The organism is Pseudomonas sp. ok266, from assembly GCF_900110195.1.
Lineage (GTDB): Bacteria > Pseudomonadota > Gammaproteobacteria > Pseudomonadales > Pseudomonadaceae > Aquipseudomonas > Aquipseudomonas neuropathica.
Map to the genome: position 1 here is coordinate 61077 of NZ_FOCU01000011.1, position 25308 is coordinate 86384.

General features: G+C 58.5%; 28 protein-coding genes. 2 read left to right on the plus strand and 26 right to left on the minus strand.

Translation table 11 applies throughout. From position 1 onward, the window contains the following. From BMY54_RS20650 to BMY54_RS20735, 18 genes are all read right to left on the minus strand, one after another. The gene (locus tag BMY54_RS20650; RefSeq protein ID WP_093436505.1) at window positions 1-213 is read right to left on the minus strand and encodes a tail protein X; all 213 of its coding nucleotides are present in this window, start codon (window positions 211-213) and stop codon (window positions 1-3) included. Next, window positions 206-589: a phage tail protein gene (locus BMY54_RS20655; protein WP_093436508.1), complete on the minus strand. Its 384-nt coding sequence runs from the start codon at window positions 587-589 to the stop codon at window positions 206-208. The genes BMY54_RS20650 and BMY54_RS20655 overlap by 8 nt, the downstream gene beginning before the upstream one ends. Continuing rightward, window positions 589-2805 (minus strand): phage tail tape measure protein, encoded by a 2217-nt coding sequence (locus BMY54_RS20660; protein WP_093436511.1) that lies wholly within the window; start codon window positions 2803-2805, stop codon window positions 589-591. The genes BMY54_RS20655 and BMY54_RS20660 overlap by 1 nt, the downstream gene beginning before the upstream one ends. A gap of 129 nt (window positions 2806-2934) precedes the next feature. Then, the gene (locus BMY54_RS20665) at window positions 2935-3516 is read right to left on the minus strand and encodes a phage tail assembly protein (protein ID WP_093436514.1); all 582 of its coding nucleotides are present in this window, start codon (window positions 3514-3516) and stop codon (window positions 2935-2937) included. A 178-nt stretch (window positions 3517-3694) separates the two neighbouring features. Beyond that, entirely contained in the window at window positions 3695-4201 is a 507-nt protein-coding gene (locus BMY54_RS20670; protein ID WP_016985055.1) for a phage major tail tube protein, read from the minus strand. Continuing rightward, window positions 4201-5367: a phage tail sheath protein gene (locus tag BMY54_RS20675; RefSeq protein WP_034154903.1), complete on the minus strand. Its 1167-nt coding sequence runs from the start codon at window positions 5365-5367 to the stop codon at window positions 4201-4203. The genes BMY54_RS20670 and BMY54_RS20675 overlap by 1 nt, the downstream gene beginning before the upstream one ends. 2 nt (window positions 5368-5369) lie before the next feature. After that, on the minus strand, window positions 5370-5555 hold the full coding sequence (locus tag BMY54_RS20680) for a hypothetical protein (protein WP_003222199.1): 186 nt from the start codon (window positions 5553-5555) through the stop codon (window positions 5370-5372). Between the two features lie 158 nt (window positions 5556-5713). Further along, window positions 5714-6292, minus strand: coding sequence for a hypothetical protein (locus tag BMY54_RS20685; RefSeq protein WP_139213424.1), 579 nt, complete (start codon window positions 6290-6292; stop codon window positions 5714-5716). A gap of 9 nt (window positions 6293-6301) precedes the next feature. Beyond that, a complete protein-coding gene (locus BMY54_RS30975; RefSeq protein ID WP_256573923.1) occupies window positions 6302-7918 on the minus strand; it encodes a phage tail protein in 1617 nt (538 codons plus the stop codon). Then, entirely contained in the window at window positions 7919-8554 is a 636-nt protein-coding gene (locus BMY54_RS20695) for a phage tail protein I (protein WP_093436520.1), read from the minus strand. After that, on the minus strand, window positions 8551-9546 hold the full coding sequence (locus tag BMY54_RS20700) for a baseplate J/gp47 family protein (protein WP_093436523.1): 996 nt from the start codon (window positions 9544-9546) through the stop codon (window positions 8551-8553). The genes BMY54_RS20695 and BMY54_RS20700 overlap by 4 nt, the downstream gene beginning before the upstream one ends. Then, window positions 9543-9875 carry a phage baseplate protein gene (locus BMY54_RS20705; RefSeq protein ID WP_093436526.1) on the minus strand — a complete coding sequence of 111 codons (333 nt, stop codon included), beginning with the start codon at window positions 9873-9875 and terminating at the stop codon, window positions 9543-9545. Before BMY54_RS20705 ends, BMY54_RS20700 begins: the two co-directional genes overlap by 4 nt. 15 nt (window positions 9876-9890) lie before the next feature. Beyond that, the gene (locus BMY54_RS20710; protein WP_093436529.1) at window positions 9891-10499 is read right to left on the minus strand and encodes a phage baseplate assembly protein V; all 609 of its coding nucleotides are present in this window, start codon (window positions 10497-10499) and stop codon (window positions 9891-9893) included. Between the two features lie 3 nt (window positions 10500-10502). Then, window positions 10503-11024: a hypothetical protein gene (locus BMY54_RS20715; RefSeq protein WP_093436533.1), complete on the minus strand. Its 522-nt coding sequence runs from the start codon at window positions 11022-11024 to the stop codon at window positions 10503-10505. Window positions 11025-11095: 71 nt separating this feature from the next. Then, the gene (locus tag BMY54_RS20720) at window positions 11096-11434 is read right to left on the minus strand and encodes a phage holin family protein (RefSeq protein ID WP_093436536.1); all 339 of its coding nucleotides are present in this window, start codon (window positions 11432-11434) and stop codon (window positions 11096-11098) included. 126 nt (window positions 11435-11560) lie between these two features. After that, entirely contained in the window at window positions 11561-11989 is a 429-nt protein-coding gene (locus BMY54_RS20725) for a tail fiber assembly protein (RefSeq protein ID WP_093436539.1), read from the minus strand. 526 nt (window positions 11990-12515) lie between these two features. Next, window positions 12516-13250: a LexA family transcriptional regulator gene (locus tag BMY54_RS20730; protein WP_093436542.1), complete on the minus strand. Its 735-nt coding sequence runs from the start codon at window positions 13248-13250 to the stop codon at window positions 12516-12518. Window positions 13251-13475: 225 nt separating this feature from the next. Further along, window positions 13476-14222, minus strand: coding sequence for a class I SAM-dependent methyltransferase (locus BMY54_RS20735; RefSeq protein ID WP_175559641.1), 747 nt, complete (start codon window positions 14220-14222; stop codon window positions 13476-13478). A 250-nt stretch (window positions 14223-14472) separates the two neighbouring features. On the opposite strand from BMY54_RS20735, the gene mutS reads away from it, so the two are divergent. Together mutS and fdxA are read left to right on the plus strand one after the other, a co-directional pair. Then, window positions 14473-17043 carry a DNA mismatch repair protein MutS gene (mutS, locus tag BMY54_RS20740; RefSeq protein WP_175559642.1) on the plus strand — a complete coding sequence of 857 codons (2571 nt, stop codon included), beginning with the start codon at window positions 14473-14475 and terminating at the stop codon, window positions 17041-17043. A gap of 163 nt (window positions 17044-17206) precedes the next feature. Further along, complete coding sequence (gene fdxA / locus BMY54_RS20745; protein ID WP_007908827.1) at window positions 17207-17530, plus strand: ferredoxin FdxA; 324 nt, start codon at window positions 17207-17209, stop codon at window positions 17528-17530. Window positions 17531-18041: 511 nt separating this feature from the next. Here fdxA and rpoS read toward each other — a convergent pair. The 8 genes from rpoS to BMY54_RS20785 form a co-directional block, all read right to left on the minus strand. Continuing rightward, window positions 18042-19052, minus strand: coding sequence for an RNA polymerase sigma factor RpoS (gene rpoS / locus BMY54_RS20750; protein ID WP_038357938.1), 1011 nt, complete (start codon window positions 19050-19052; stop codon window positions 18042-18044). Between the two features lie 106 nt (window positions 19053-19158). After that, on the minus strand, window positions 19159-20028 hold the full coding sequence (locus tag BMY54_RS20755; protein WP_093436549.1) for a peptidoglycan DD-metalloendopeptidase family protein: 870 nt from the start codon (window positions 20026-20028) through the stop codon (window positions 19159-19161). 212 nt (window positions 20029-20240) lie between these two features. Further along, on the minus strand, window positions 20241-20876 hold the full coding sequence (locus BMY54_RS20760; RefSeq protein ID WP_171057346.1) for a protein-L-isoaspartate(D-aspartate) O-methyltransferase: 636 nt from the start codon (window positions 20874-20876) through the stop codon (window positions 20241-20243). Window positions 20877-20917: 41 nt separating this feature from the next. After that, window positions 20918-21667, minus strand: coding sequence for a 5'/3'-nucleotidase SurE (gene surE / locus BMY54_RS20765; RefSeq protein ID WP_007908831.1), 750 nt, complete (start codon window positions 21665-21667; stop codon window positions 20918-20920). Beyond that, window positions 21655-22713, minus strand: a complete 1059-nt coding sequence (gene truD / locus BMY54_RS20770) for a tRNA pseudouridine(13) synthase TruD (RefSeq protein WP_093436552.1) — start codon at window positions 22711-22713, stop codon at window positions 21655-21657. Before truD ends, surE begins: the two co-directional genes overlap by 13 nt. Then, window positions 22710-23183 carry a 2-C-methyl-D-erythritol 2,4-cyclodiphosphate synthase gene (gene ispF / locus BMY54_RS20775; protein WP_034149878.1) on the minus strand — a complete coding sequence of 158 codons (474 nt, stop codon included), beginning with the start codon at window positions 23181-23183 and terminating at the stop codon, window positions 22710-22712. The genes truD and ispF overlap by 4 nt, the downstream gene beginning before the upstream one ends. Before the next feature lie 43 nt (window positions 23184-23226). Then, complete coding sequence (gene fghA, locus BMY54_RS20780) at window positions 23227-24072, minus strand: S-formylglutathione hydrolase (protein ID WP_093436555.1); 846 nt, start codon at window positions 24070-24072, stop codon at window positions 23227-23229. Between the two features lie 65 nt (window positions 24073-24137). After that, complete coding sequence (locus BMY54_RS20785; RefSeq protein ID WP_093436558.1) at window positions 24138-25250, minus strand: S-(hydroxymethyl)glutathione dehydrogenase/class III alcohol dehydrogenase; 1113 nt, start codon at window positions 25248-25250, stop codon at window positions 24138-24140. Window positions 25251-25308: the final 58 nt, after the last annotated feature.

The window sequence follows — 25308 nt, forward strand, 5'->3', positions numbered from 1 at the left end:
TTAATCCCAGGCTGTGAGCGGGTTGATCGCGGCGGGTTTTGTATCGAGTTCCGGCAGTACCACCCAGACACCTGCGGACAGGACCGGGCCATGCTCGGCGAGGGTCGTATTGAGCTTCCACAGGGCCTCTTCGGCAGAATCATCGCTGCGCCCGGTTTCGCGATAAAGCAGCAGATTCACCGAATCACCGGCCACGCTTCGAACTTTACGCATTATTGAACTCCGCCAATTCAATGACCCAATCGACGACCATCGCCGTGCCGTCATCGATGATCTGGCTCTGGTTTTCCTGAATATTGTTGATTCGCCACAGGCCCCAATTGCGACCGATGCCGTCGATCAATGGAAGTGGGATACGCTGGGCCTGCAACGCACGCAATTCGTCGAGCCGATCCATCGCCACGGCGTACATCGACTTGCCGGTGATGGTCAGGGTTTCCGGTTTTTGCCCGGTCTGGCTGGACTTGGGTTTGCTGGTCAGGATCTGGATTTCGCTCCAGCCTCCGTCGGACTTTCGCGCCAGCGTGCTATAGGCGAAGTCGCGTGACAGGCCGAAGATGAAACTGCCTAAAGCCATTTGTTGTTTCATCAGGCGACTCCATCGGTGAGGGCTGCGTCACGGCGGGTGGCGAGCGGATTATTGGTCAACAGCGGCAAGAACTGGCCGTGGAATTGCCCGCTCAGTTGCTGGCCGATGATCGTACGAATCTGCTCGGCAGTATCTGGCGCCGGGCAGGTGACCTGGATCAGTGGGGAGAAGGTGACTTGCTGGTTTTGATTTTGGGTGGGAGCGTTGACCAGATTCTTTGCGACCTCTCCCGGCGCAGCGAGTTTATCGGCGGGCGGACTGGCGAGTTTTTCCCCCAGGTAGGACCCTGCGAGTCCACCTACGACACTCCCGATGGCCGTACCGACACCCGGAAGAATAAGCGAGCCGAGAAACGCGCCAATAGCTGTACCCGCCAGCTCACCTTTTGCGCTTCCCACCGCGTTGTCATCACCTTCACGCAAGCCTTTCAGGCCTGTGTATGCGGCATGGGCGACCATCAAAGGTGCAGCGACTTTACTCACCAAAGGCATAGCCCGAGACAGCATCGGCATGACATTCGCACCTGCGCTGCGCACTGCGGGCAAGACCTTGGCAGCCGTGCTTTTGATGGCGGGCATGACTTTGAGCGCTGCACCGCGCAAGCGATTGCCCAGGCTTTGGCGCACAGCTGGCGTGCGGGGCTGAGCACTTTTCGCAGGTGGCTTGGCTCGTTTGCCTTGACCCGACCCGCGAGCTGATCGCTTCTTTTTTCGACCGCCACTGTCGTCATCGTCACCGTCGATCATATCGCCGATTTCGGACGGTAAACGCGCTGCAGCCAGTCGCAATAGCCTCGTGGAAATCGCATCGAGCACTGAAGACACACCGGTCTTCAATGTGCCCGCTACGAACGGCGTGGCAGCCGCCCCAAGCAACGTCAGTGCAGCTGTGACGAACGGGAAGCTTTCGGCTGCGGCGCTCAGTCCATTGACCACCGCCGTGAGCGCGACGGCAAAGCCATCTGTCACCGGGGCCAATGAGTTGCCGACTGCCGTGGACAGCCTGTTGAGACTCGCATCCAGCGCATTCCAGCGTCCCTGCGATGTATTGCCATAAGCCTCAGCGGTTTGCGCCGCCGAACCTGCATCCTCACCGCGTTTGGATGTTGCATACAGGGATTTGTCAGAAACCAGTTTGAACGCAGTTTGAGCATCCTCAGGCTTCTTCAACAACTCAAGGATTGCATCATTGTTGCCAAACAGCGTTTTTGTCAGTGAAGCCTGTTTCTCTTCAGGTTGTTTCCTGAGTTCTTCCAGAACCAACTTAATCGTTTGGGGGGCATCTTCACTCATCCCACGTGCCAGCGACTCGGGGTTCAGCCCCATTTCGGCCCAGGCCGAGCGCTGCGCCGATGAGGCGGACTGACCTTTACCCAGAACCGTCGTGAAACTCTTCAGCGCCGCTGCGGCATCTGTCTTGTTAGCGCCACTGTTCAGAAATGCTGCCGCAAGTGCAGCCACTTGCTCGGGCGTCATCCCTGCAGCTTTGGCGCCCTCCCCGGCACTTTGAACGACGGAACCGATGTCAGCGGTTTTGACGTTCAGGCCGCTGTTGCCAAGGTAGCTGGTCGCGTCTGCCAGATCCTGGCTCTGCACCCGATCAAGCTTCAGAGCGGTGCGCCAGCCCGCCAACATCTCGCCAGCAGCCTTGACATCGATCTTGAAGGCCGAGGCATTGATGGCGGCATCACGAGAGAAGTCCTGTAATGCCTCCTTTTTCTGCTCGCCCTTCAGACCATCACTGATGCCGGACCGCAGCGCTGCGAGTTGCACTTGCAGCAAATCCGCGCCAGTAGCCCCACTAGGGGCAACCCGTTTATCACTGGCGATTTCCAGGTTCGTTTCCGAGAGTGCCTGAAGCGATTCGTTGCTCAGGTGCAGCACCTGATTCAATTCAACCAGCGCCGTTTCGTTGGCCATTGCCGATTGAGTGATTTTCGGCGGCGGACGCTGCTCGATTTCGGCCTTGAGTTTGGACTTCGGCTCAGCGCTTGCAGCAGGGGCTGCTGCGCCGGCCTTGAACAACGACTGCTGGCTGACCAGTAGTTCGCGCAGCTTGATCTGCTCTTGGGTCAGCAAACGAATATCCACGCTTGCCAACGCCAGTGTCAGGTTCAGATCCTGCAGCGGTTTGCCGAGGTTGTCGGGCACCGAAAATCCGCCTGTTGTATTGCCGCTCTCACCGGCGTACGTGAGCGCATATTTAATCTCTGCCATTGCCGCTCTACTCCTGTTTCACGCCAAGGCGAGTGATCGCTATGTCGTAGCGGCGCAACGCCTTTTCGGCGTCCCATTCGAGAATTTCCGCCTCACTTACCGGGTAAATGAGCGGGACGATATCGAGGATTACTTCGATATCGCGTTCCGAAAGTAGGCCGCCGGCTGGTTTAAAAAATCGTCGATGCGCACCTGCAATTGCGTCCAGTCCGGGACGGTCATCAGGGCCAGATCGGGGATCATCAGGCCGGTGCAATGGGCGGTGATGAACTCGGCGCGTTCCTTGGCCGTTTTCAATTTCTTCATCACTTTGGTGGCGCGAAGTGCCGGCATTTCCAGCGACAGCGAGGTCACGGTGCGGCCGGTCACTGCGAGCGGTTGCAGCAGTTGCACTTCGTCGGGATCGGCGGATTTTTCCGCGTCTTCGACCTGCTCCAGAAAGTACGACGCCGGACGGGTCGACATCTCGTGCACGTACTGGGCGATGCTCACGTAGTCCGGGCGCTTGAGCTGGTCGAGTTCCTTGACCGACAGGCCGGTGGCGAGCAGGGCCAGTTCGAAGAACTGATCGTCTTCGTCATCGCCGGCGCGTTCCAGCGCTTCTTTCTGTGCGGCGTAGAACAGCGGTTTGAGCTGGATCGTTTCGATCTGCGAACCGTCGTCGCCGGTAACTGGCGACAGCAGGTCATGCTGGGGTGGCATCCACGACATGTATGAATTCCTTGGTGATTCTTGGGGGTTACTCAATTTCTGCCAGTCACACTGGCCCACTGTGGGAGCGAGCCTGCTCGCGAAAGCGGTCGTTCAGTCACATTGATGTTGAATGTGCCAAAGGCTTCGCGAGCAGGCTCGCTCCCACAGGGTTTTGTGATTGCCTGTGAGCCGTGAGTTACGGCATCAGCACCGCACGCCGCGCATCACCGAGGATGTCGACGCCGTTGAGCACGAACTTCTGGGTACGCACGTCGATGTCGATCACCGGCACGCCGTTTTCCAGGCGGTTGTAGGTGCGGCAGGACAGCTCCAGGTTGGTCTTGGGTTTTTCACCCATTTTCACTGCGGTTTCTTCGAGGGATTTCAGCTTGCCGCCAACGGTGTGATAGGTGAACCAGGTGTTGCCATCCTGATCCTGACCGGCTTCACGCACGTTCAGCAGGATGTCGTCGCCCAGCTTCACACCCAGTGCGAGCATGACTTCGGCGCCGAGGCCTTGCAGGGTCAGCTTGGCGTTGAGCGCTTTGCCGCCCTTGGCCATTTCTTCGACGATGAAGCGGCCGCCACGCATTTCTTCCACGTCGAATTCGATCTTCGGCGGGGTGAATTCTTCAACGGTTGCCGACAACGGCAGGCCTTGCAGGGTGGCCGCGATGGCCTGTCTTACGCGGTTGGTAAACATTAGAGAACGTCCTCCAGGAACTGCTCGATGATTTCATCGCGGGCGTTGAGTTGATAAACCATGTGTTCGTTCGGCGCGTAGCGGCCGTAGTCGATGACCACGTACCAGGTGCCGTTCTTGTACTTCTCGACGCTGTTCAGTTCCGGGTGCAGATAGACGCTGCCGCCAGGAATGGTTTCGTCGGCGACCAGGGTTTGCAGCCAGTCATTGATGCGCTTGACCTCTTGATCCATGAAGGATTTGGTGAGGTTCTTGGCCATGGCTTTCTGGCCGGCCTTGACCAGCTTGCGGCTGATCGCATCTTCGAGGCCGACGTAGCTGATGAACTTGCCGGTGATCGAGCGGTTACCCAGCAGCGAGAAGCCGCCGAGCACGGTGCGGGCGTAGTAGCTGACGCCGTAGCGGTTGAGCAGATCGCCTTCGGTGGAGGTGTCGAGGATGTTGTATTCAACGACCCGCGAAACGTCTTCAGCGTAGGTCACCTGGTTGCCCGGGCTCTCCCACTGCTTGACCTTAGCCAGCGCGGCAATCGCCAGGCTGGAAGGCGACAGGAAGACGTTTTTCTTCGCTGCTTTCGAGTACACGGCGGGCATGTTGTGCACCACCAGGCAACGGTCGAAACCGAGGTCGGCGCCGCCCAGCTCCTGGCTGTACAGCACCTGATCGGCGACCGAGGCGTCCTTGCCGTCCAGCACCACACGTGCCTTGATGCGCTTGCCGAACGAAGCGAACTCGCTGGCCACCGCTTTGGTGCCGGTGAAGCCCGGCGCACCGATGATGGTCAGGTCTTCCGGGACACTGCCCAGCGCGGCCAGACCGAGCTTGCGACCGGTCAGCGGATCAACACCGCCGATCACGTTGTTGACGGTGTCGGCCGGGGTCGCGCCCGCTTCGACGATCACCACGTAGACCGGCACCTTGACCACTTTGAGGATCTGGTAAACCGCGTGATACAGAGTGCCTTCTTCCGAACCGGTCGGATCGAGCAGCGCATGGGTGGTGAAGCTGTTGATGCGGAACGGTGCGTTACGCGGAATCAGCGGATCGGCTTTCGGCGCAGTGCCGACCAGACCGATCACGTTGTCACCCAGGCCACCCATGGCCTCGGGGGATTCGGTGGCATTGACGGTAATGCCGTTGTGCTCGAAGTTCAGAACCTCAGCCATATTCAGTCAGCCTTCTTGGCAGCGGCCTTTTTGGCCTGGGTGGTGGGGGTTTTCAGTTCCAGTCGACCGGCGGTGTGCAAGGCACTGGCCTCGACGTCGAGCAGATCGAGGTCTTGACCGACGCTCGACCAGTGCCCACCGCCGGTGGGGAATGGGACGAGCACGGTGTAGGTTTGGCGGGTTGCCATTTTTCGTTTCTCCATAAACGGGAAAGCCCCTCGTGGGGAGGGGCTTGGCGGGTGTTGAGTGCTTTTGGGGTTAGAAAAAAACACCCCGAATTCGGGGCACTTATTGGAGCGCTGCGCTATCTAGGGCGGCCCGTGAAAAGACCACCAGGACTTCATGGTTAACCTATTGCGGGTCTAACGTCGGCAGCCGCTGCTTGAATCGCAATGATTGCTTCATCAGCAATCTGCTTGGCCTCCATAGTGGCCCCCGCTGCGATCTTCTGTTTGATCTGCTCCTTCGCCTGCAGGCGATTCTCGCGGATCAGGTTTAATACCTGCACATATTGGCTGGCCTCAGCCAGCATGCTGTCGGCGGCTTCACGTGGCGTTCGACCCGTGATCGCCCAAGCAGCGACCGTGCGCGGCACTGCATCATCCGGATAGCCATCATCCTTGAACTGCTGAGCCTCAGCAGTAGCACGTTCATACTCAACTGCACGCAATGGGTCGCCGGCAACGAGCCGCCGAATTTCGTCAGCATAGGTGTCTATCCGCAAACAAATCTCGTCGGCGGTTGGCACTGGCTCTCCGTCCTGCACCCACATGCCAGTCCATTCCCCAGTTTCCTTGTCTCGTGCTCCGGTAAATCGCGGGTTCCAGCAAGGCTGGGGAAGTGGAATGAGCGTCCAGTCAGAGTAATTTTTATTACTGGCGTCGGAGAAGAGAAATCCGCCTTTTGAATCGAGGATGTAATACATGGCTTGCCTTCACGCTAGTTGAGTGCAGAGGTGAATTTGAGCTTGGTAGGCGCTAGCTCCAGCCGACGCTCCCACTGACAGGTCGATGCTGAGGTTCCCGTTGGTTTCAAGTGACCAGGAGAGGTAACCAAACGCCAAGGGTGACGACGTAACCCAATCGCCGGTGCCACAACATCTGAATCGAGGCCTTGCTCCGGGCGGTAGAACACACAAAAGAGTTGATTGACCACCAATCGCAGTTCCACGGGCAAAGTCGATGGAGACATACAAGTTGCCGTTCGCCGTCCAGTAGCGCGAAGTGTTTGCGTCGTAGAACCCGTTCAGAAAGGCCGGAGCGGCCAGGTTTTTAGTTGTCGAGAAGTCGGCAATGGCCTGATTGACGACGCCCTGGGTACCCGCTGTGGTGTAGGCATCGGTTATCCCGTAACCCGCGAGAGTAGCCGGCTTGCCGGAGCCAATTTTCGACCAGTCAAGTAACGGGATGTCTGTCGCGGAAAGTGCTGCTCCCCCTGTCACCAAACCTTTAGTGTTAACGGTAACCTTTGTGTAAGTACCGGCAGCAGCGCCTGAGTCGGCAAGCGCTATGGATATGTTGGCATTTGCCGATCCGTCAAACGACGCGCTACCGCTCGCCGCGCCGGAGACGGAAATACTCCGAGGCGTTTCAAGCTTTCGAGCCGCAACTGCCGTTGCGTTGATTCCAAGGGCATCAGTGATCCCGAACCCGGCCAACGTATTGGGGTTGGCCCCCGCAGTCGCCCGGCCATATTCATCCACCGTCAGACTCTTGTAAGTCCCGGCAGCAATCCCGGTGCGCCCGGCCAGCATCTTGAACGTCAGCGCGGTGGTGCCCAGGATGACCGGCGCATTGGTGGTCAGGTGCCACAGCGAATCACCGTTCGCCGTGCCCTCCTCCACCATGACCGTCAGGCCCGGCGTGACCTTGGCATTGCTATTGGCATCATTCGCCCGCACCCAGTCGCCATTGGCGACGATCCACAAGCCGTTGTCCTTCGCTAGCGTCTGGTTCGCAACAAGCACGCGGTCGCCAGCAATCACTGCGACACCGTCAATTTGCTGCGCACCGCTCAACACAATGTTGCTGGATGCCGCAACACGCACCGACTGCTTACCATCCAGCTTGCCGAGTTCTTCGGCGAGATAACTCATGACCCAGGCACGAGTGGCTTTGACCACGGTGTCGTCGATCAGCAACGTCACCAGCGACGCATTACTGGTCTCGAAAATCGAGCGAATGTAAAACTCTTTACCCGAACCCGACGTCGCCAGTACCGGTTTGAACGACTCTGGATATTTGACGATGGCGTAGAGAATCCCGGTATCAGTCCACAGCCCCGCCTCTCGCACATACCAACCGCCAACATCCGGCGGAATGGTCACTTCGGCGAGCAGCCAGCTCGGATTTTTCTCGTCCTGGAACAGCGCATTGAGCGGCCCGCGCCAGACTTCGCGTTTCAGCGCAGTGGCGGTGGCGGCCGGGTTGTAGACCGTGCCGCCGCCGTCACCGACGGAAATCTGCGTCAACTTGATCGGCGTGCCCGCGGCCTTGCACGCCGTTTCGTAGGCAATCCCTGCGTTGGTGAGCAGGGTGTAATAGTCAGCCATTCAGGCCCCCTGAGGATAAATAGTGGATGTTTCGACGGTGTACATGCCGGCGGCCATGAACGCCTCTCCCGAGGTTTCAAGGCCTTCGATGAACACCGGATAAACCGTGGTCAGCTCACCGCAGAACGTCGCGGCGGCGATGACGTGATTGCCGAAAGCGCTCAAGCCGACCGAGACCGTCAGCACATCGCGTTCGCTCTTGGCATCCGCCAGACGTCGGTCGAGACGGGCGTCGATTTCTTCGCTGTAGGGCTGGTCGCTAAAAGCTCGTACGGAAAAGCTGTACGGCGCACCGGGCGGTGTCTGTTCGTACCAGGCGCGGATCTCGGGTCTTAACTGCAAACCCTTGGCGGCGTTTTCCAACGCCTTGCGGGTGCCAGCCTGGCGCGCGGTGGGCCAGGCCAGTTCAACGGTCAGGCGTTTTTCCGCTTCCGGTGCGGCGGTGCTCCATTCGGCGACACCACGATCCGCTGCCAGATAAGGCAGAAAGGCGACAGGCGTTTCGCTCGGGTTCATCAGTTCGGGAAACGGCGGCGCGATGCGATCAAGCAGTGCGCCGAAGCCCAGATCCAGACTTCGTTCGAGTGCCGAGCTGTTGGCCGGCAGCAGCGTCGGACGCTGAGTTGGCTCACTCATAGCGTCAGCACCTCAACTTCGACTGCGGTGCAGTACGGCGCTTGAAACGCCGTCGTCACGATCGGCGCCAGCGGTTCGAGAATCTGCAATTGCACAGCGCCGGCGCTGTGCAGCGTGTAGTCGATCCAGCTTGGATCAACGCGGCCTTCAAGACGATGGCAACTGTCGGCGTAGGCCTGCAATTGCTGTTGCGCGGCGACTTTGGTCAGACCCGAATCCGGGCCGGAATTGATCTTCGCGACGACGCGGATCTTATAGCGCTGAATATCGGCTGCCTTGACGCTGACGAGGTCGGTTTCAGGTCGCACGTCGGGGCGAGCGAAATGCTGACGAACGCCGTCAAGCAAAGACGCGGAAGGCGTGCCATCACCGTCGCGGGACAGCACAGTGACCTGCACTTCGCCCGGCGCGGTGCGCCGACCATTGCCATCCTTGACCTGTGCAGCGAGGCCGTCCGGGTTGAAGGTGTAAGTGACATTCACCACACCTGCCTCAGTGGATTCGACATGCACCGTCGGACGCTCGCCGAGGGTGAAAACTTCGCGGCGATACTGCATCCGCGAACCTGCTGCCGGCGCATGGGGCGCCAGGTAATAACGCAAGCGGGCATCGTCGTCGCTTTCATAAATCGCCGGCACTGGCGGGAATGCCGCCGGGTCGCCGGGATCAAGCAACTGCCGCTCCAGGCCCATGTCCGCTAGCCGCGCATCGAGGTTGCTCCCCGTCGCCCACCACGCCAGCATCTGTTTGATGCGGGCGTTGTATTTGCGTTCGTGGGTTTGCAGCCGAACACAGAAAGCCTCAAGCGCCAGGGTCAGCAGTTCGCTTTCGTTTTCCAGGCTGGTCTTGAGTTTTGCGGCACTGTCCGGCGAACGCACACCGACATATTCGATGACGAAAGTCTTGAACTCGGCGAGCAAGTCTTCGAAGGCTTCAACGGTGATCAGCGCGGGTTCGGCCAATTGGTTCTGGCCGGGGATCAACATGCTCATGTCACGACCTCGAAGGTTTGTTGACGGTTTTTCCAGATGCCGGCGAAGCGCAGCCGCAGACCGGCGCCCTGGCGGCTGGCGACGATCACTTGTGGCTGAAAATCGTCGATGCCGTTTTGCTTGTTGTAGAACGCCTGCGCGGCGTGGCTCTGGGCCAACAGCAGAACGTCGTCACCGAGGTTCTGCCCCAGCAGCGTGGGGATCAACGATCCGTACAACGGGCGTTTTTGCCGGGTGCCCAGCGGTGTGGTCAGGGCCCGGGTCGCGCGCTGCACAAATTGCAGCCAGTCGTCGACCGTGGCCCCGCTGTCTCTATCGATTCCGATCATGTGGAGGCTCTTGAATCAGGGGCTGATGACACGGCCCTGGTGATCGACCAATGGACCGCTGAAGTGCACGCCAGAGGCGTCGATGGTCAGGCCGACGGCCCCCAGTTGCAGGGTGATCAGTTGTGGCGTCATCGCCAGTCGCGCCGGGCCGATGCTCAGTTCCAGCGACTCGCGAGAACCTCTGAAAGCCGCTGGGCCGTTTTGCCAGTGGAGGGTGTGCGTGGCATCGTCGTAGCCGCTTTCGCTGCCGTCGACATGAACCCGTCGCGTCAGCGTGGGGACAGTCGAAACGGGTGGAAAGCGATCACTGTTCAGGCCGAACAGGGCGACACTTTGTGCGCCACTTTCGCCGCTGCCGTAGTTGAACAGCAGACACTGCTCACCCACGGTCGGAATCCGCGACTCACTCTGTGCGCCGGCGCTGGGGTTGAAAAACTTGATCGCTGGCGTGAGCAAGCCACCGTGGCTGACCTGGCAGGTATTGCTCGCCGCATCGACTGTCTGGCAAATGCCGATGCGGCAGAAGCTTTCAGCGCGGCGGTGCAGGTCGTCGATTTCCGCTTCCATTTCGGCCAGGCGTTCGATGATCGGCCCCAGTTGCATGCGCAATAACGCGTCGAACATCGGTCAGGCCTCCAGCGCGGTGTATTGGTCTGGATCGTCGATGTTGCTGACTTCCCAGGTGCGGGCGAATTTCGGTGTGCCCAGTGGATCATCGAGCAAGGTCGGGCCGAGGTAGAGGGTCTGGTTGAACGTCAGGGTCCAGGTTTTGATTTGCTGGTCAGCGCGGGTCAGCAACGACGGCAATCCATCGATATTGGTCGGCAGATCACATTGATCGCCAGGCAGTCCCCAGCGATTGTCGGTGATCAAATTCTTCAGCACAGCGATCAGATCGCATGCTGCAAATGCGCTGGCAGAAAGGGCCGGGATGACTTGCAAGGACACCGTCATGACATGCGCAATTCGCCCGTCAGCGCCACGTACTCCCGCCCCATTCCGGTCGAAGTCGATCAACACCCAGGCCTGATCGCCCGGTGCAGTGAAATCATCGTGATTGCCGACATTGATGTTGAGCCCGGCAGTGTTGCGCAGCGTCGTCGCGATGGCTGTGAACAGTTGCGACGGCTGCTGGATCGGTGTGGGCATACATGACCTCCTTTTCAATCGTCCACGCGAAACCCTGCCGCCAAAATGGCGGCACGGAAAATTGGTTTTGGTTAAGGTTGGTCGCGAGGCGGAACTTCGCAGACGCCGATGCGCTTGGCGGCCCAGCGTTCGTACAAGCCGATGGCGACGTCGGCGCCGGCCATCGCTGTCAGGCAACCGAACGCGCCGGCGGCCCAGATCGAAAGTCCTGCGGCATACAGCAGCATGATTGCCGACACGCCGCAGATCATGCAGGCGCCGGAGCGCAGGGCCAGGCGTCGCAGCAATGACCAGCCACGGGCACCTTCCTTGTCGGCGCGCCACATTTCGCCGGAAACTCCGCCGACGACGGCAAGGAGGATGACCAGCCAGATCGGCATATCGGCCAATGCTTGTTGCTCGGTTGTCATGTCACGCCTCCCGGGGGTGAGTGATTTGTGTTGGGTTCAATCGTTATCTCTTGAGGTAGGCATTCCAAAAAGCCCGGCAGTCTCCGGGCTTTTCAGTAATGCGGCCCGGAAAACCGCACAGCTGATTTAAACGAAAGGGAAAGGGATCGCTGGCCAAGTAATGGTGTACGGGAAATCAGGTTGATTTTTGTATTCGCTCACGGCGACAACGTATTGCTTGAAAGCCAGTAACGCTGCTTCTTCGGCAGGCGTTGCGACGCCCAGATCCACCTTGTAATCAAATGGATTGAGCAGCAGCCATTTTTGCGTGTCTGCCAGCAGCATGGCCGCCATAACCTGACCTTCGCGCACTAGCTGGTCATAAGTAGGCGCGACAAACTCCCAATGATCACTGACCCTGAAAGCATTCCATCCGACCTGAACTGTCGTGTTACCCGTGGCATCCGCCCATTCTCCCCACACACCATCTGGAGGGTTCACCGGCATCGCTTCATCGGTATCCAGAATTTGATAAACCTTCAGGTTGAACAGGGCGATAAAAACGTATCGATTCATGCATTTCTCCTTTTTAGATTTACAACCCCTGGGGGTTGGCGGCTCGATCAGATCGAAGCCAGGCAGGCATTCAAAAAAGCCCGGCGCTGAAGCCGGGCTTTTCAGTAATGCGCTCCTTCGCCTTCCTTCAAATCCTGTTTTCAAGAAGGAAGCTGACTTTTCGGCGCTACTGGCGCGGTACGAGTCCGTTCAAATTGTTTTTCCGACCGCGGTCCCTGCCCGCCGGATAACTGCTTCTGGTGCTTTACGCTGCACACCCGGGTCAGTTGCCAACCCTCTGAACCGTTGAGGCCGGTTCATCGCTGCCTGTTCTTGTGGAACTAAAGAGCTTTCTTGCCAGCCGCTTTGTCGAGCGGCTTGGTGGCAAGAATATGCATGAATGCATATCCAGTCAATGCGCAAATGCATTTATTTATGCACAGGAAATGCGCAGATGCATGGAAGCCCCGCAGCTCAAGGGTTTGGCGGTTTCATCAAGGCGAAAAAAAACCCGCCTGCGAGGCGGGTTTATCTGAGAAGGGTCGGGTTAGCGGGCGTACATGCCCCACCAGAAGACGTGACCGAGGATGACGATTTGCTCCTCCTGGATTTCCTGGAAGCTGTAGTCCTCGTCCGGGTGTTCATCGCGATTGAAGCTGCGCAGACGAATGCCGGTCGGCAGGCGATAGAGTTGCTTCACGCGCAACTGGCCGTTGTGATTGATCGCGTACAGGTCGCCATCAATGATGTCGCCGATGCCGCACTTGCCGGCGTTGACGCCGACGGTGGCACCATCACGCAACACCGGCAACATGCTGTTGCCACGTACTGTCACGCATTTGGCCTGGTCGAACTGCACACCGTTATGGCGCAGGCTGCGCTTGCCGAAGCGCAGGCTAGAGCGCTCGCTCTCTTCGATGACGAATCTTCCTGATCCAGCAGCCAATTCAACCTCGCGAAGGAACGGCACCGATACTTCGTCATCATCGACCGGCGTATCGTCGTCCCACAGCATTATGTCCTTGAGTTCCGCGTGCACGTCATCACGCGCGCCACCGGCCGACGGCGCGACATCCGCGCGCCCGCGCAATTGATCGGTGCTCACGGCGAAGTACTCGGCGATCTTCGAAATGTGTTTATCCGAAGGATCGACGATCTTCCCGCTGAGAATCCGCGAGAGAGTGGATTGAGGCACGCCGGTGCGACGGTGGAGCTCCGTGGGGGAGATCCCGTGCTGGTCGAGCAATGCTCTTAAGACGGAGGCTACGTTGCGTTTTTGCATAACGCGCATAGTGCTTGAAGTTATTCGCGAAGACAAATGCTAAATCGCATAGCTAATGCATAAATCAATATTTGATGCAAAAACGCTTATGTAACCACTCACAAGTCATTCAGCATCGGCTTTCAGCTACTCCCTATCAACACTTGGCTCACCGCTTTGTGACCACTCCTCTGTCCTGCTGGCGAAAAAAGCCCGCTCAATGGCGGGCTTTTGAAAAATCGGATTTTATCGCTTACAAAAGAATGTGTCCCTCCAACCTTCCGAGTAGTCGACCATAGAAACTCTGGCCTCGGGGTTGGTCTGGAAATACTCTTCCCAGTTGAACGTCTCTGTTTCATAACCAAAATGCTTGGCCATGAATTTTACTGCCTGGCGCGAAGGCCTTCCCACGATGGTGAAACCCTTGCGAGTAAGAGAATCAGTCCACGCCATCTGCTGATCATCTACCTGATCAAGCAGCATCTGAACGCCATACGGGTTGCCGTAAACCACGCGTGGATCGTTATTGGTTGGATCTGCCAGTTCCTCGGAAACAGGAGTAACTTCGGTGTCGATGACAACAAATTTTGCGCCGGTTCGTTCAATCAGGTCGAACAACTCGGCATGGCGAATAGTGTGGTAATAAAAACCAAGACAGAAAACTACGTCAAAGGTCTTGCCTTTGATCTGGTCAAATACGTCACCTTGCAGGAATTCATATCGAGAACTATCGATCCCATACTCGGTGAACGTCTCTATAGCATTTGAAATCAATTCCTGGCGCGGCTCGATTCCGGTGACATGTGCAGCCCCAGCCTGAAGGGAAGCAAAGGACCAACGACCGTCATGGCTGGCAATATCCAGAACTCTCTTCCCTCGAATGAGTTCAGCGTTTCGTTCCATGATGGCTCGGTACCGGGAGTTCAGGCGATCCGGAAACGGGCTCGTCTGGCTGGTCTTATAAAATCGAGGAAATTCATCAAAAAATCCCATGCTATTTTCCTTATATCTGTCTTCAAGCGCTGACGCACATTTAAAGGCTGGCATCATACACCAGAGCGCCCTTTACAAGATTCGCGGAATTATTCTTTCCTGCACTAACCGCGCGCCCCTATTGACTGAAGTGTCATGAGGTAGCCTGGTTCAGGGCTATCTGAGCCCGCCGGCAACAATGCCGAAAAATTCCCTGTACCATTAGACAGATATGAGTTGTCAAATAGACAGGTAGAGCTGAACTCCGCGTATGACCGACCTTTCAAACCACACCCCGATGATGCAGCAGTACTGGCGCCTGAAGAATCAGCACCCGGATCAGTTGATGTTCTACCGCATGGGCGACTTCTACGAGATCTTCTACGAAGACGCGAAGAAGGCGGCCAAGTTGCTCGACATCACCCTGACCGCGCGCGGACAGTCGGCGGGGCAGGCGATTCCGATGTGTGGTATTCCTTACCACGCGGCGGAAGGCTATCTGGCGAAGCTGGTGAAGCTTGGCGAGTCCGTGGTGATTTGTGAGCAGGTCGGCGATCCGGCCACCAGCAAAGGCCCGGTTGAGCGTCAGGTCGTACGGATCCTCACGCCGGGTACGGTCAGTGATGAAGCGCTGCTTGATGAACGCCGCGACAACCTGATTGCAGCCCTGCTGGGTGACGAACGTCTGTTCGGCCTTGCCGTGCTGGACATCACCAGCGGCAGTTTCAGCGTGTCGGAAATCAAAGGCTGGGAAAACCTGCTGGCGGAACTGGAGCGGATCAACCCGGTTGAGTTGCTGATCCCGGATGACTGGCCGAGGGATCTGCCAGCGGAAAAACGCCGTGGCGTCAGTCGTCGTGCGCCGTGGGATTTCGAGCGTGATTCAGCACTGAAAAGCCTTTGCCAGCAGTTCTCCACCCAAGACCTGAAGGGTTTTGGCTGCGAGAACCTGACCCTGGCCATCGGCGCTGCGGGTTGCCTGTTGGCCTACGCCAAGGAGACCCAGCGCACCGCCCTGCCCCACCTGCGCAGCCTGCGCCACGAGCGTCTGGATGACACCGTGGTGCTGGACGGTGCAAGCCGTCGCAACCTCGAACTCGACACCAACCTGGCCGGTGGTCGCGACAACACCCTGCAATCAGTCGTTGATCGCTGCCAGACCGCCATGGGCAGCCGTCTGCTGACCCGTTGGCTGAACCGTCCGTTGCGCGATCTGACCGTACTGCTGGCGCGCCAGACTTCGATCACGTGCCTGCTCGATCGCTATCGTTTCGAAAAGCTGCAACCACAGCTCAAGGAAATCGGCGACATCGAGCGAATTCTCGCGCGGATCGGCCTGCGTAACGCACGTCCTCGTGACCTTGCTCGCTTGCGCGACGCCCTCGGTGCCCTGCCTGAACTGCAAGTGGCGATGACTGACCTGGAAGCACCGCACCTGCAAGGTCTGGCGACCATCACCAGCACCTACCCGGAACTGGCGGCACTGCTGGAAAAGGCCATCATCGACAATCCGCCGGCGGTGATCCGTGACGGCGGCGTGCTGAAAACCGGTTACGACAGCGAACTCGACGAGCTGCAATCGCTGAGCGAAAACGCCGGCCAGTTCCTCATCGATCTCGAAGCCCGCGAGAAAGCTCGCACCGGTCTTAGCCACCTGAAAGTCGGTTACAACCGCATTCACGGCTACTTCATCGAATTGCCGAGCAAGCAGGCCGAGTCGGCACCGGCGGACTATATCCGTCGGCAAACCCTGAAAGGCGCCGAGCGCTTCATCACGCCGGAACTGAAAGAGTTCGAAGACAAAGCCCTGTCTGCCAAGAGCCGTGCCTTGGCGCGCGAAAAGATGCTCTACGAGGCGCTGCTGGAAGACCTGATCAGCCAGTTGCCACCGCTGCAGGACACCGCCGGCGCGCTGGCCGAACTGGACGTGTTGAGCAACCTCGCCGAGCGTGCGCTGAATCTTGACCTGAACTGCCCGCGCTTCGTCAGCGAGCCGTGCATGCGCATCTCCCAGGGTCGTCACCCGGTGGTCGAGCAAGTGCTGACCACGCCGTTCGTGGCCAACGACCTGAGCCTGGATGACAACACCCGTATGCTGGTGATCACCGGCCCGAACATGGGTGGTAAATCCACCTACATGCGCCAAACCGCATTGATCGTGTTGCTCGCTCACATTGGCAGCTTCGTGCCCGCAGCCAGTTGCGAACTGTCGCTGGTCGACCGCATCTTCACTCGAATCGGTTCCAGCGATGACCTGGCCGGTGGCCGTTCGACCTTCATGGTCGAGATGAGCGAAACCGCCAACATCTTGCACAACGCTACCGAGCGCAGCCTGGTGCTGATGGACGAAGTCGGGCGCGGCACCAGCACCTTCGACGGTCTGTCGCTGGCATGGGCGGCGGCCGAGCGTCTGGCGCATCTGCGCGCGTATACGCTGTTTGCCACCCACTACTTCGAACTGACCGTGTTGCCGGAAGCCGAGCCACTGGTGGCCAACGTCCACCTCAATGCGACCGAGCATAACGAACGCATCGTCTTCCTGCACCACGTGCTGCCGGGACCTGCCAGCCAGAGCTACGGTCTGGCGGTGGCGCAACTGGCTGGTGTGCCAAGTGAAGTGATCGTGCGTGCCCGTGAGCACTTGAGCCGACTGGAAGAAACCGCTTTGCCGCATGAAGCGCCGAAACCTGCCGCCAAGGGCAAACCGGCGACGCCACAGCAAAGCGACATGTTCGCCAGCCTGCCACACCCGGTGCTCGATGAACTGGCTAAACTGGATCTGGATGACCTGACCCCGCGCCGAGCTCTCGAAATGCTCTATGCACTGAAGAACCGGATATAAGCACTGAAGAAGCGGATATAACGCAAACGGCTTCAAGCTGTTAGAATCTCGCGCGGTTTGGGATGCTGCTGGCTAATAGCCTGGCCAGCAGGTATCGCTCCCGAACCTGGCGACCCCAACCGTGAAGGGGCAACGCTGCCGCCGCCTGAGGAGAAAATTAGAAATGACCTTCGTCGTCACCGACAACTGCATCAAGTGCAAGTACACCGACTGCGTAGAAGTGTGTCCGGTGGACTGCTTTTACGAAGGCCCGAACTTCCTGGTGATTCACCCGGATGAGTGCATCGACTGCGCCCTGTGCGAACCGGAATGCCCGGCTGTAGCTATTTTTTCCGAGGACGAAGTTCCGGAAGAGATGCAGGAATTCATTCAACTCAACGTTGAGCTGGCTGAAATCTGGCCGAACATCACCGAGAAGAAAGAATCGCTGCCGGATGCCGAAGAGTGGGATGGCGTCAAAGGCAAGATCAAAGACCTCGAGCGCTGATCAGCCCCGCGCTCGAACGAAAAGGCCCCTCGCGGGCCTTTTTACTTTTCTGCAGGCGAAAAAAGGGGCGGTATGACCCGCCCACATTTTTTCCCTATTCCCTGTATTCCTTTTCATCGTCCTGATGAATCGCGTCCTGCGATGTCCGTTCCCCTCTTCCTTGAAGGGCGTGTCTGTCCGTCGACACAGCCCCGATACTAGAGAGTTCCCTGACAAGAGCAATCGGCTGCGGGTGCCGAAAAAGATTGTCATAAGCACTTAATGTTAAAAAATAAACATATAAAACAATAAGTTAAATTACGGCGATGTCCGTAATCGACGTCTGCCGTCTTGTAAAAATAGGGAACACTTACGAGAGAGTAAGCCAAGGCTTACACCCCGAGACTACAAAGGATGGAAATGCCAACCGTACGTCCGACAATGAAAAAGAGCGGCGGAATGCCCAGAAAATCGAGGCCAACAAAAAACCCCGAACCAGTCGGGGCTTCTTGCGGGCGAGCGTGTGAGGCGCTTACTGGAACAGCGACTCGCTCGACAGGCCATTCTTCTCGAGGATTTCACGAAGGCGCTTGAGGCCTTCTACCTGGATCTGCCGCACCCGTTCCCGGGTCAGGCCGATCTCCAGGCCTACATCTTCCAGCGTGCTGCTCTCGTGGCCGCGCAGACCGAAGCGGCGTACAACCACCTCGCGCTGCTTGTCGGTCAACTCCGACAGCCATTGATCGATGCTCTGCGACAGGTCGTCATCCTGCAGCAGTTCACAAGGATCGGTCGGACGATCGTCGGTAAGGGTGTCCAGCAGGGTTTTATCCGAATCCGGACCCAGCGAGACGTCGACCGAAGAAACCCGCTCGTTCAGGCCAAGCATGCGCTTGACCTCACCCACCGGTTTTTCCAGCAGGTTGGCGATTTCTTCGGGTGAAGGTTCGTGGTCGAGCTTCTGCGTCAGCTCCCGTGCAGCCCGCAGGTACACGTTGAGTTCCTTGACCACATGGATCGGCAACCGGATGGTCCGGGTCTGATTCATGATCGCGCGCTCGATGGTCTGACGAATCCACCAGGTCGCGTAGGTCGAGAAGCGGAAGCCGCGCTCGGGATCGAACTTTTCCACCGCCCGGATCAATCCGAGGTTGCCCTCTTCGATCAGATCCAGCAGCGACAGCCCCCGATTGACGTAACGCCGGGCGATTTTGACCACCAGCCGCAGGTTACTTTCAATCATGCGCTTGCGTCCGGCCGGATCGCCACTTTGCGACAGTCGCGCAAAATGAACTTCTTCTTCCGGAGAGAGCAGTGGGGAAAAGCCGATTTCGTTGAGATACAACTGCGTGGCATCAAGTGCACGCGTGTAGTCGATGTACTTATGTTGTTTAAGTGAAGCGGAGTGTTTGGATTTGGAACGAACGGAAGGTGGAGCAGCCCCTTCATCATTCGACATCGAAGATTCCGAATCGATGCCGGTCTCCATAAGGAGAACCTCATCGTCGATGTCAAACTCCGGCACTTCTTTACTGAGAGCCATTGTTATAGTCCTTTGGTGAGTTCGACCCCAAGCTCAAGCGACGCCTTTATCCTTGGCAGCGCTGGAGCCTGTCCCCTCTACGCGACGGAACAGGCTGGCTTACAAATCAACGTCTTGGCAGGAACTGCAGCGGATCTACAGGTTTACCTTGGCGGCGAATCTCAAAATGCAGTTTCACCCGGTCTGTACCCGTTGACCCCATTTCGGCAATTGTCTGTCCGACCTTGACCTGCTGTCCCTCCCGAACCAACAGCCTGCGGTTATGTCCGTAGGCACTGACGTAGGTTTCGCTGTGTTTGATGATGACTAATTCGCCGTAGCCCCTTAAGCCACTCCCGGCGTATACCACCGTCCCATCAGACGCAGCTAAAACAGGCTGTCCCAAATCTCCGGCGATATCAATTCCTTTATTCAAACTACCGTTTGAAGAGAATTTTCCAATCAGAATGCCATTAGATGGCCATCCCCAGCCGGTCGGGGCTGGGCCTGCCGGAGGCAACGGCGCGGGCGCTTGCTTGTTGGCGACGGACGGTACAGCCCCCGTAGAACCGGTGGTTGTAGTGGTCGTGGTGCCATTTGCCTGGCGCCGGATTACCGTGGTTTTACTCGACGAAGAAGGTGAAGAACTGCTGTTGCTCACCACCGCCGTCGGCGTTGAACCGGTGCGGCCGTCGAAGCGAATCGTCTGACCCGGATGGATCGTATACGGCGTAGGAATATTGTTCCGGGCCGCGAGGGCTTTGTAGTCCCAGCCGTAGCGAAATGCGATCGAAAACATCGTATCGCCCGGACGGACTACATACTGTCCGGTCGTCACCGTAGGACGCTGGGCCACCGCGTTGTTGCGATCGACCACCCGCACATTGCTCGATTTGGTGCTGGAGCAACCGACCAGCAAGGTGCTCAAGACAAGGCCAGTCACCAGGCGCTGAAAGCTCGTGTTACCCATACGCTGCGCAATGACTGTGAGACTCACCCGCCGCTCCCTTTGTGGTGGCTGAAAAATGTGGAATGCCGGATGTCGGCATGAGGTGTCGCAAGTATAACGGGCCGGATCGGCTTTACCTTTAATGAAGCGAAATCGCTTCACGCACACGTTTGCCATCTGACAATCTGCTGCGTTTAAACCATCGTTGCCCGAGTAAGACAGAGGCGAACGAAAGGAATTCAGCGCGCGTAAACAAATGCTCAGGCCAGTGGCCCATTGAGCAACGGCACAAAACGGACAGCCCCGAGAACATGCCGGGAAAAGCCGTTTTCCTCACGCACGATCAGCAACAATTGCTGCACTTCCCCGGAGCCTACCGGAATCACCATGCGTCCGCCCGGAGCCAGTTGATCAAGCAAGGCTTGCGGTACATCCGTGGCCACGGCGGTGACGATAATGCCGTTATAAGGTGCCAGCGCCGGCCACCCTTCCCAACCATCGCCCCAGCGGAACACCACGTTGCGCAGGTTCAGTTCAACCAAACGTTCCTTGGCGCGATCCTGCAGTACCTTGATGCGCTCAACCGAGAACACCCGCTCAACCAGTTGTGACAACACCGCCGTCTGGTAACCGGAACCGGTGCCGATCTCCAGCACCTTATCCAGTGGGCCCGCCTCCAGCAGCAGCTCGCTCATGCGCGCCACCATATAAGGCTGGGAAATCGTCTGGTTATTGCCGATCGGCAGCGCCGTGTCTTCATAAGCACGGTGTGCCAGCGCTTCATCGACGAACAGGTGACGCGGCGTACGCCGGATCACTTCCAGCACCTTGGCGTTGGACACGCCCTCTTCGTACAGGCGCTGGATCAGCCGCTCGCGGGTACGCTGAGAGGTCATGCCGATCCCGCTGCGCAGCCTGTCTTCATGTTCACGGGCCATCAGCGCAGTCCCTCCAGCCAGCCATCGAGGCTTCTGAACGCATCGTTGAAGGTTCGATCGAGCTGCAACGGGGTGATGGAAACGTAGCCCTGCATCACCGCATGGAAGTCCGTGCCCGGGCCGCCGTCTTCGGCGTCGCCGGCTGCAGCAATCCAGTAACCGGCCTTGCCACGCGGATCGACCACTTTCATCGGCGCCGCCGCACGGGCGCGATGGCCGAGGCGGGTCAACTGAATACCGCGAATATGGTCGATCGGCAGATTGGGAATGTTCACGTTGAGCACCGTGCGCGGTGGCAGATCAAGCCCGGCATGGGCCTCGACCAGTTTGCGCGCAAAGTAGGCCGCTGTCGGCAGATTATCCACCTGTCGCGAGACCAGCGAAAAAGCGAACGACGGACGTTCGAGAAAACGTCCCTCAAGGGCGGCCGCCACTGTCCCGGAATACAGCACGTCATCGCCAAGATTGGCGCCGAGGTTGATCCCGGAAACCACCATGTCCGCCTCGCGCTCCAGCAAGCCGTTGAGGCCCAGGTGCACGCAGTCGGTCGGAGTGCCGTTGAGGCTGATAAAGCCGTTGGCCAGGTATTGCGGGTGCAGCGGACGGTCGAGCGTCAGCGAACTGCTGGCGCCGCTTTTGTCCTGCTCCGGGGCGATAACCACGCACTCGGTGTAATCCGCCAGCGCAGCATAAAGCGCGGCGAGACCGGGTGCGGTTACCCCATCGTCGTTAGAAATCAGAATACGCATGGGCTGTCCGTCTGCCCCACCGGCACCAGATCAACGAGTTCGCGCACCAATACGGTGGCGAAGCATCCGGCCGGGAGGACGAATTCCAGTTGCAGAATGTCAGGCTGGGGATAATGCCACGTCAACCCGCCAATGGGCAGCCGCAGGATGCGACGTTCGTGGCTCATACCGGCGTTGATCAACCAATCGCGCAGCTCTGCTTCACCGGCAGCAATCCCCTGCTCCAGATCATGGACAGCGCCTGCGGTCGGCGAGTCACCCTCGCCCCACTGCGGGCCGGTCGGATGCAGGTCAAGAATTGCCAGACGCGGGTCACTGCACTCGGCTTCTCCGGCCGGGAAAAAACTGCGGCTGTCGGTGAACGCGAGCAGGTCGCCGACCTGGGCTTTTTGCCAGGTGCCATCGGTCACTCGTGCGGCGAGCACCTTGTTGAAGAGAAAACTGCGCGCCGTCGAGAGCAGGCGCGAACGCACATTGCGTTGTTCCGGCAAGGCCTTGCGCGCCGCCCACGAACGCGCGTCAACGACGTTGCCGCCGTCGTGGCCGAAACGCTGGGCGCCGAAATAATTGGGGATGCCTTGTTGGGCTATCAGCTGCAGGCGCTGGTCAATCGCCGCTTTGTCGCCGTCGAACTGAGTCAAACGCAAGGTGAAACCGTTGGCCGAATGCGCACCGCGTTGCAGTTTGCGTTTGTGGCGAGTGGTCTTGAGAATCTTCAGCGTGTCGTTTTCCGCCGCCGACAGATCCGGATCGGCCTTGCCCGGCAATTGCACGCTGAACCACTGGCGAGTCAGCGCCTGACGATCCTTGAGGCCAGCATAGCTCACCGTGCGCAACGGCACGCCGGCAGCCTTGGCGATACGCCGCGCAGCTTCTTCAGTGTTCAGGCCGCGTTTTTCGACCCAGATCCACAGATGTTCGCCATCGCCGCTGAACGGAATATCGAGGACTTCATCGACCTGAAAGTCTTCAGCGATGGCTTTCAGTACCGCAGTGCCGAGGGGTTCACCATAGGCCCGCGGGCCGAGCAATTGCAGTTCGTTCATGCGCGCAGCAACAAGGCAACGGAGTGCACGGCGATGCCTTCTTCGCGACCGACAAAGCCGAGCTTTTCGGTGGTGGTAGCTTTCACGTTCACTTGATCCAACTCAACTTGAAGATCCGCCGCGATCAGCGCGCGCATCGATTCGATATGCGGGGCCATTTTCGGTGCCTGGGCAACGATAGTGTTGTCGACATTGCCGACTTTCCAGCCTTTGGCATGGATCAGCGCGACCACATGACGCAGCAGCGCACGGCTGTCGGCGCCCTTGAATTGCGGGTCGGTGTCCGGGAAATGCTTGCCGATATCACCCAGCGCAGCGGCGCCGAGCAAGGCATCGCTCAAGGCGTGCAGCAGGACGTCACCGTCGGAATGAGCGAGCAGCCCGAAGCTGTGTGCGATGCGCACGCCGCCCAGAGTAATGAAATCGCCTTCAGCGAAACGGTGCACATCATAGCCGTGGCCAATACGCATAAAAAAACGCCCCGATTTTTGTCAGGGCGTGATTCTACCTGCATTAGTCCCGAAGGGCTTGTGCGTGATGCTGCAAGTGGTCGTCTATGAAGCTTGAGATGAAGAAATAGCTGTGGTCGTAGCCCGGTTGCAGGCGCAATGTCAGCGGATGACCCGCTTGTTTTGCCGCTTGTTGCAGAGCTTCGGGTTTGAGCTGGGTGGCGAGGAAGTCATCGCGATCCCCTTGATCGACCAGCAGCGGCAGTTTTTCATCCGCCTCGGCAATCAGTGCGCAGGCATCCCACTCTTTCCATTTGGAACGGTCTTCGCCCAGGTAGCGCGAAAAGGCTTTCTGACCCCACGGGCAATCCATCGGGTTGTTGATTGGCGAGAACGCCGACACCGATTGATAGCGTCCCGGGTTACGCAGCGCGCAGACCAGCGCACCGTGACCGCCCATGGAGTGACCGCTGATGCTGCGTTTGTCCGAGGCGGGGAAATGCGCTTCGACCAGTGCAGGCAACTCATGCACGACATAGTCATGCATCCGATAGTGGCGCGACCAAGGTTCCTGCGTGGCATTCAGATAGAAACCGGCACCGAGGCCGAAATCCCACGCGCCATCAGGATCACCCGGCACATCCGGCCCACGGGGGCTGGTGTCCGGCGCAACGATGATCAGACCCAGTTCGGCAGCCATGCGCATCGCGCCGGCCTTTTGCATGAAATTCTCGTCGGTGCAGGTCAGGCCCGACAACCAGTACAGCACCGGCAACTTGCCGCCCTGCTCCGCCTGCGGTGGCAGGTACACGGCGAACACCATGTCGCAACCGAGCACGTCTGAGCGATGGCGATAACGCTTGTGCCAACCGCCGAAACTCTTCTGACAGGAGATGTTTTCCAGACTCATGTAAAGACTCCTACACGGTCATGAGCGCAAGCCTTCAAGACTTGCGCCCATGTCGCCACGATTGATCAGAAATGAATGACGGTACGGATGCTCTTGCCTTCGTGCATCAGGTCGAAGGCCTTGTTGATGTCTTCCAGGCCCATGGTGTGGGTGATGAAAGTATCCAGCGGAATCTCGCCGCTCTGGGCCATGTCGACGTAGCTTGGCAACTCGGTACGACCGCGCACGCCACCGAATGCCGAACCGCGCCAGACGCGACCAGTCACCAGCTGGAATGGACGGGTTGCGATTTCCTGGCCGGCACCGGCCACACCGATGATCACCGACTCGCCCCAACCTTTGTGGCAGCACTCAAGGGCGGCGCGCATCAGTTGCACGTTGCCGATGCATTCGAAGGAGAAGTCGACGCCGCCATCGGTCATGTCGACAATCACTTCCTGAATCGGACGATCGAAATCTTTCGGGTTTACGCAGTCGGTAGCGCCGAGTTGTTTGGCGATCTCGAACTTGGCCGGGTTGATGTCGATGGCGATGATTCGCGCAGCCTTGGCTTTCACCGCGCCAATGACTGCGGACAAACCAATGCCGCCCAGACCGAAGATGGCCACGGTGTCACCGGGTTTGACCTTGGCAGTGTTGAGCACCGCACCGATACCGGTGGTGACGCCGCAGCCCAGCAGGCAAACCTTTTCCAGCGGCGCATCTTTAGAGATCCTGGCCACGGAGATTTCCGGTAACACGGTGTATTCCGAGAATGTCGAAGTACCCATGTAGTGGAAAATGGTTTCGCCCTTGTAGGAAAAACGCGAAGTGCCGTCCGGCATCAAACCCTTGCCCTGAGTCGCGCGAATCGCCTGACACAGGTTGGTCTTGCCCGACTTGCAGAATTTGCACTGGCCGCATTCCGGGGTGTACAGCGGAATGACGTGATCGCCCACCGCAACCGAGGTCACGCCTTCGCCGATCGCTTCGACGATGGCGCCGCCTTCGTGGCCGAGGATCGACGGGAAGATGCCTTCCGGGTCTGCACCGGACAGGGTGTAGGCATCCGTGTGGCAAACCCCGGAAGCCACCACGCGCAACAACACTTCACCGGCCTTGGGCATGGCGACATCGACTTCTACGATTTCCAGCGGCTTCTTGGCCTCGAAGGCAACGGCGGCGCGCGACTTGATCATGCTGACTCTCCAGTGAATCCATTGAATAAAAAACCAGACGACCAGTGTAGTTCAACGC

Excerpts from the sequence above, each read along its gene's own strand:
- surE (WP_007908831.1), bottom strand. The coding sequence starts at position 21,667 with ATGCGTATTCTGATTTCTAACGACGATGGGGTAACCGCACCCGGTCTC.
- BMY54_RS20735 (WP_175559641.1), bottom strand. The coding sequence starts at position 14,222 with ATGGGATTTTTTGATGAATTTCCTCGATTTTATAAGACCAGCCAGACG.
- BMY54_RS30975 (WP_256573923.1), bottom strand. The coding sequence starts at position 7,918 with ATGGCTGACTATTACACCCTGCTCACCAACGCAGGGATTGCCTACGAA.
- BMY54_RS20670 (WP_016985055.1), bottom strand. The coding sequence starts at position 4,201 with ATGTTTACCAACCGCGTAAGACAGGCCATCGCGGCCACCCTGCAAGGC.
- BMY54_RS20675 (WP_034154903.1), bottom strand. The coding sequence starts at position 5,367 with ATGGCTGAGGTTCTGAACTTCGAGCACAACGGCATTACCGTCAATGCC.
- BMY54_RS20695 (WP_093436520.1), bottom strand. The coding sequence starts at position 8,554 with ATGAGTGAGCCAACTCAGCGTCCGACGCTGCTGCCGGCCAACAGCTCG.
- BMY54_RS20660 (WP_093436511.1), bottom strand. The coding sequence starts at position 2,805 with ATGGCAGAGATTAAATATGCGCTCACGTACGCCGGTGAGAGCGGCAAT.
- BMY54_RS20700 (WP_093436523.1), bottom strand. The coding sequence starts at position 9,546 with ATGAGCATGTTGATCCCCGGCCAGAACCAATTGGCCGAACCCGCGCTG.
- BMY54_RS20715 (WP_093436533.1), bottom strand. The coding sequence starts at position 11,024 with ATGCCCACACCGATCCAGCAGCCGTCGCAACTGTTCACAGCCATCGCG.
- BMY54_RS20720 (WP_093436536.1), bottom strand. The coding sequence starts at position 11,434 with ATGACAACCGAGCAACAAGCATTGGCCGATATGCCGATCTGGCTGGTC.
- mutS (WP_175559642.1), top strand. The coding sequence starts at position 14,473 with ATGACCGACCTTTCAAACCACACCCCGATGATGCAGCAGTACTGGCGC.
- rpoS (WP_038357938.1), bottom strand. The coding sequence starts at position 19,052 with ATGGCTCTCAGTAAAGAAGTGCCGGAGTTTGACATCGACGATGAGGTT.
- truD (WP_093436552.1), bottom strand. The coding sequence starts at position 22,713 with ATGAACGAACTGCAATTGCTCGGCCCGCGGGCCTATGGTGAACCCCTC.
- fghA (WP_093436555.1), bottom strand. The coding sequence starts at position 24,072 with ATGAGTCTGGAAAACATCTCCTGTCAGAAGAGTTTCGGCGGTTGGCAC.
- BMY54_RS20680 (WP_003222199.1), bottom strand. The coding sequence starts at position 5,555 with ATGGCAACCCGCCAAACCTACACCGTGCTCGTCCCATTCCCCACCGGC.
- BMY54_RS20705 (WP_093436526.1), bottom strand. The coding sequence starts at position 9,875 with ATGATCGGAATCGATAGAGACAGCGGGGCCACGGTCGACGACTGGCTG.
- fdxA (WP_007908827.1), top strand. The coding sequence starts at position 17,207 with ATGACCTTCGTCGTCACCGACAACTGCATCAAGTGCAAGTACACCGAC.
- BMY54_RS20760 (WP_171057346.1), bottom strand. The coding sequence starts at position 20,876 with ATGACCTCTCAGCGTACCCGCGAGCGGCTGATCCAGCGCCTGTACGAA.
- BMY54_RS20785 (WP_093436558.1), bottom strand. The coding sequence starts at position 25,250 with ATGATCAAGTCGCGCGCCGCCGTTGCCTTCGAGGCCAAGAAGCCGCTG.
- BMY54_RS20710 (WP_093436529.1), bottom strand. The coding sequence starts at position 10,499 with ATGTTCGACGCGTTATTGCGCATGCAACTGGGGCCGATCATCGAACGC.
- BMY54_RS20725 (WP_093436539.1), bottom strand. The coding sequence starts at position 11,989 with ATGAATCGATACGTTTTTATCGCCCTGTTCAACCTGAAGGTTTATCAA.
- BMY54_RS20730 (WP_093436542.1), bottom strand. The coding sequence starts at position 13,250 with ATGCAAAAACGCAACGTAGCCTCCGTCTTAAGAGCATTGCTCGACCAG.
- ispF (WP_034149878.1), bottom strand. The coding sequence starts at position 23,183 with ATGCGTATTGGCCACGGCTATGATGTGCACCGTTTCGCTGAAGGCGAT.
- BMY54_RS20655 (WP_093436508.1), bottom strand. The coding sequence starts at position 589 with ATGAAACAACAAATGGCTTTAGGCAGTTTCATCTTCGGCCTGTCACGC.
- BMY54_RS20650 (WP_093436505.1), bottom strand. The coding sequence starts at position 213 with ATGCGTAAAGTTCGAAGCGTGGCCGGTGATTCGGTGAATCTGCTGCTT.
- BMY54_RS20685 (WP_139213424.1), bottom strand. The coding sequence starts at position 6,292 with ATGTATTACATCCTCGATTCAAAAGGCGGATTTCTCTTCTCCGACGCC.
- BMY54_RS20665 (WP_093436514.1), bottom strand. The coding sequence starts at position 3,516 with ATGTCGTGGATGCCACCCCAGCATGACCTGCTGTCGCCAGTTACCGGC.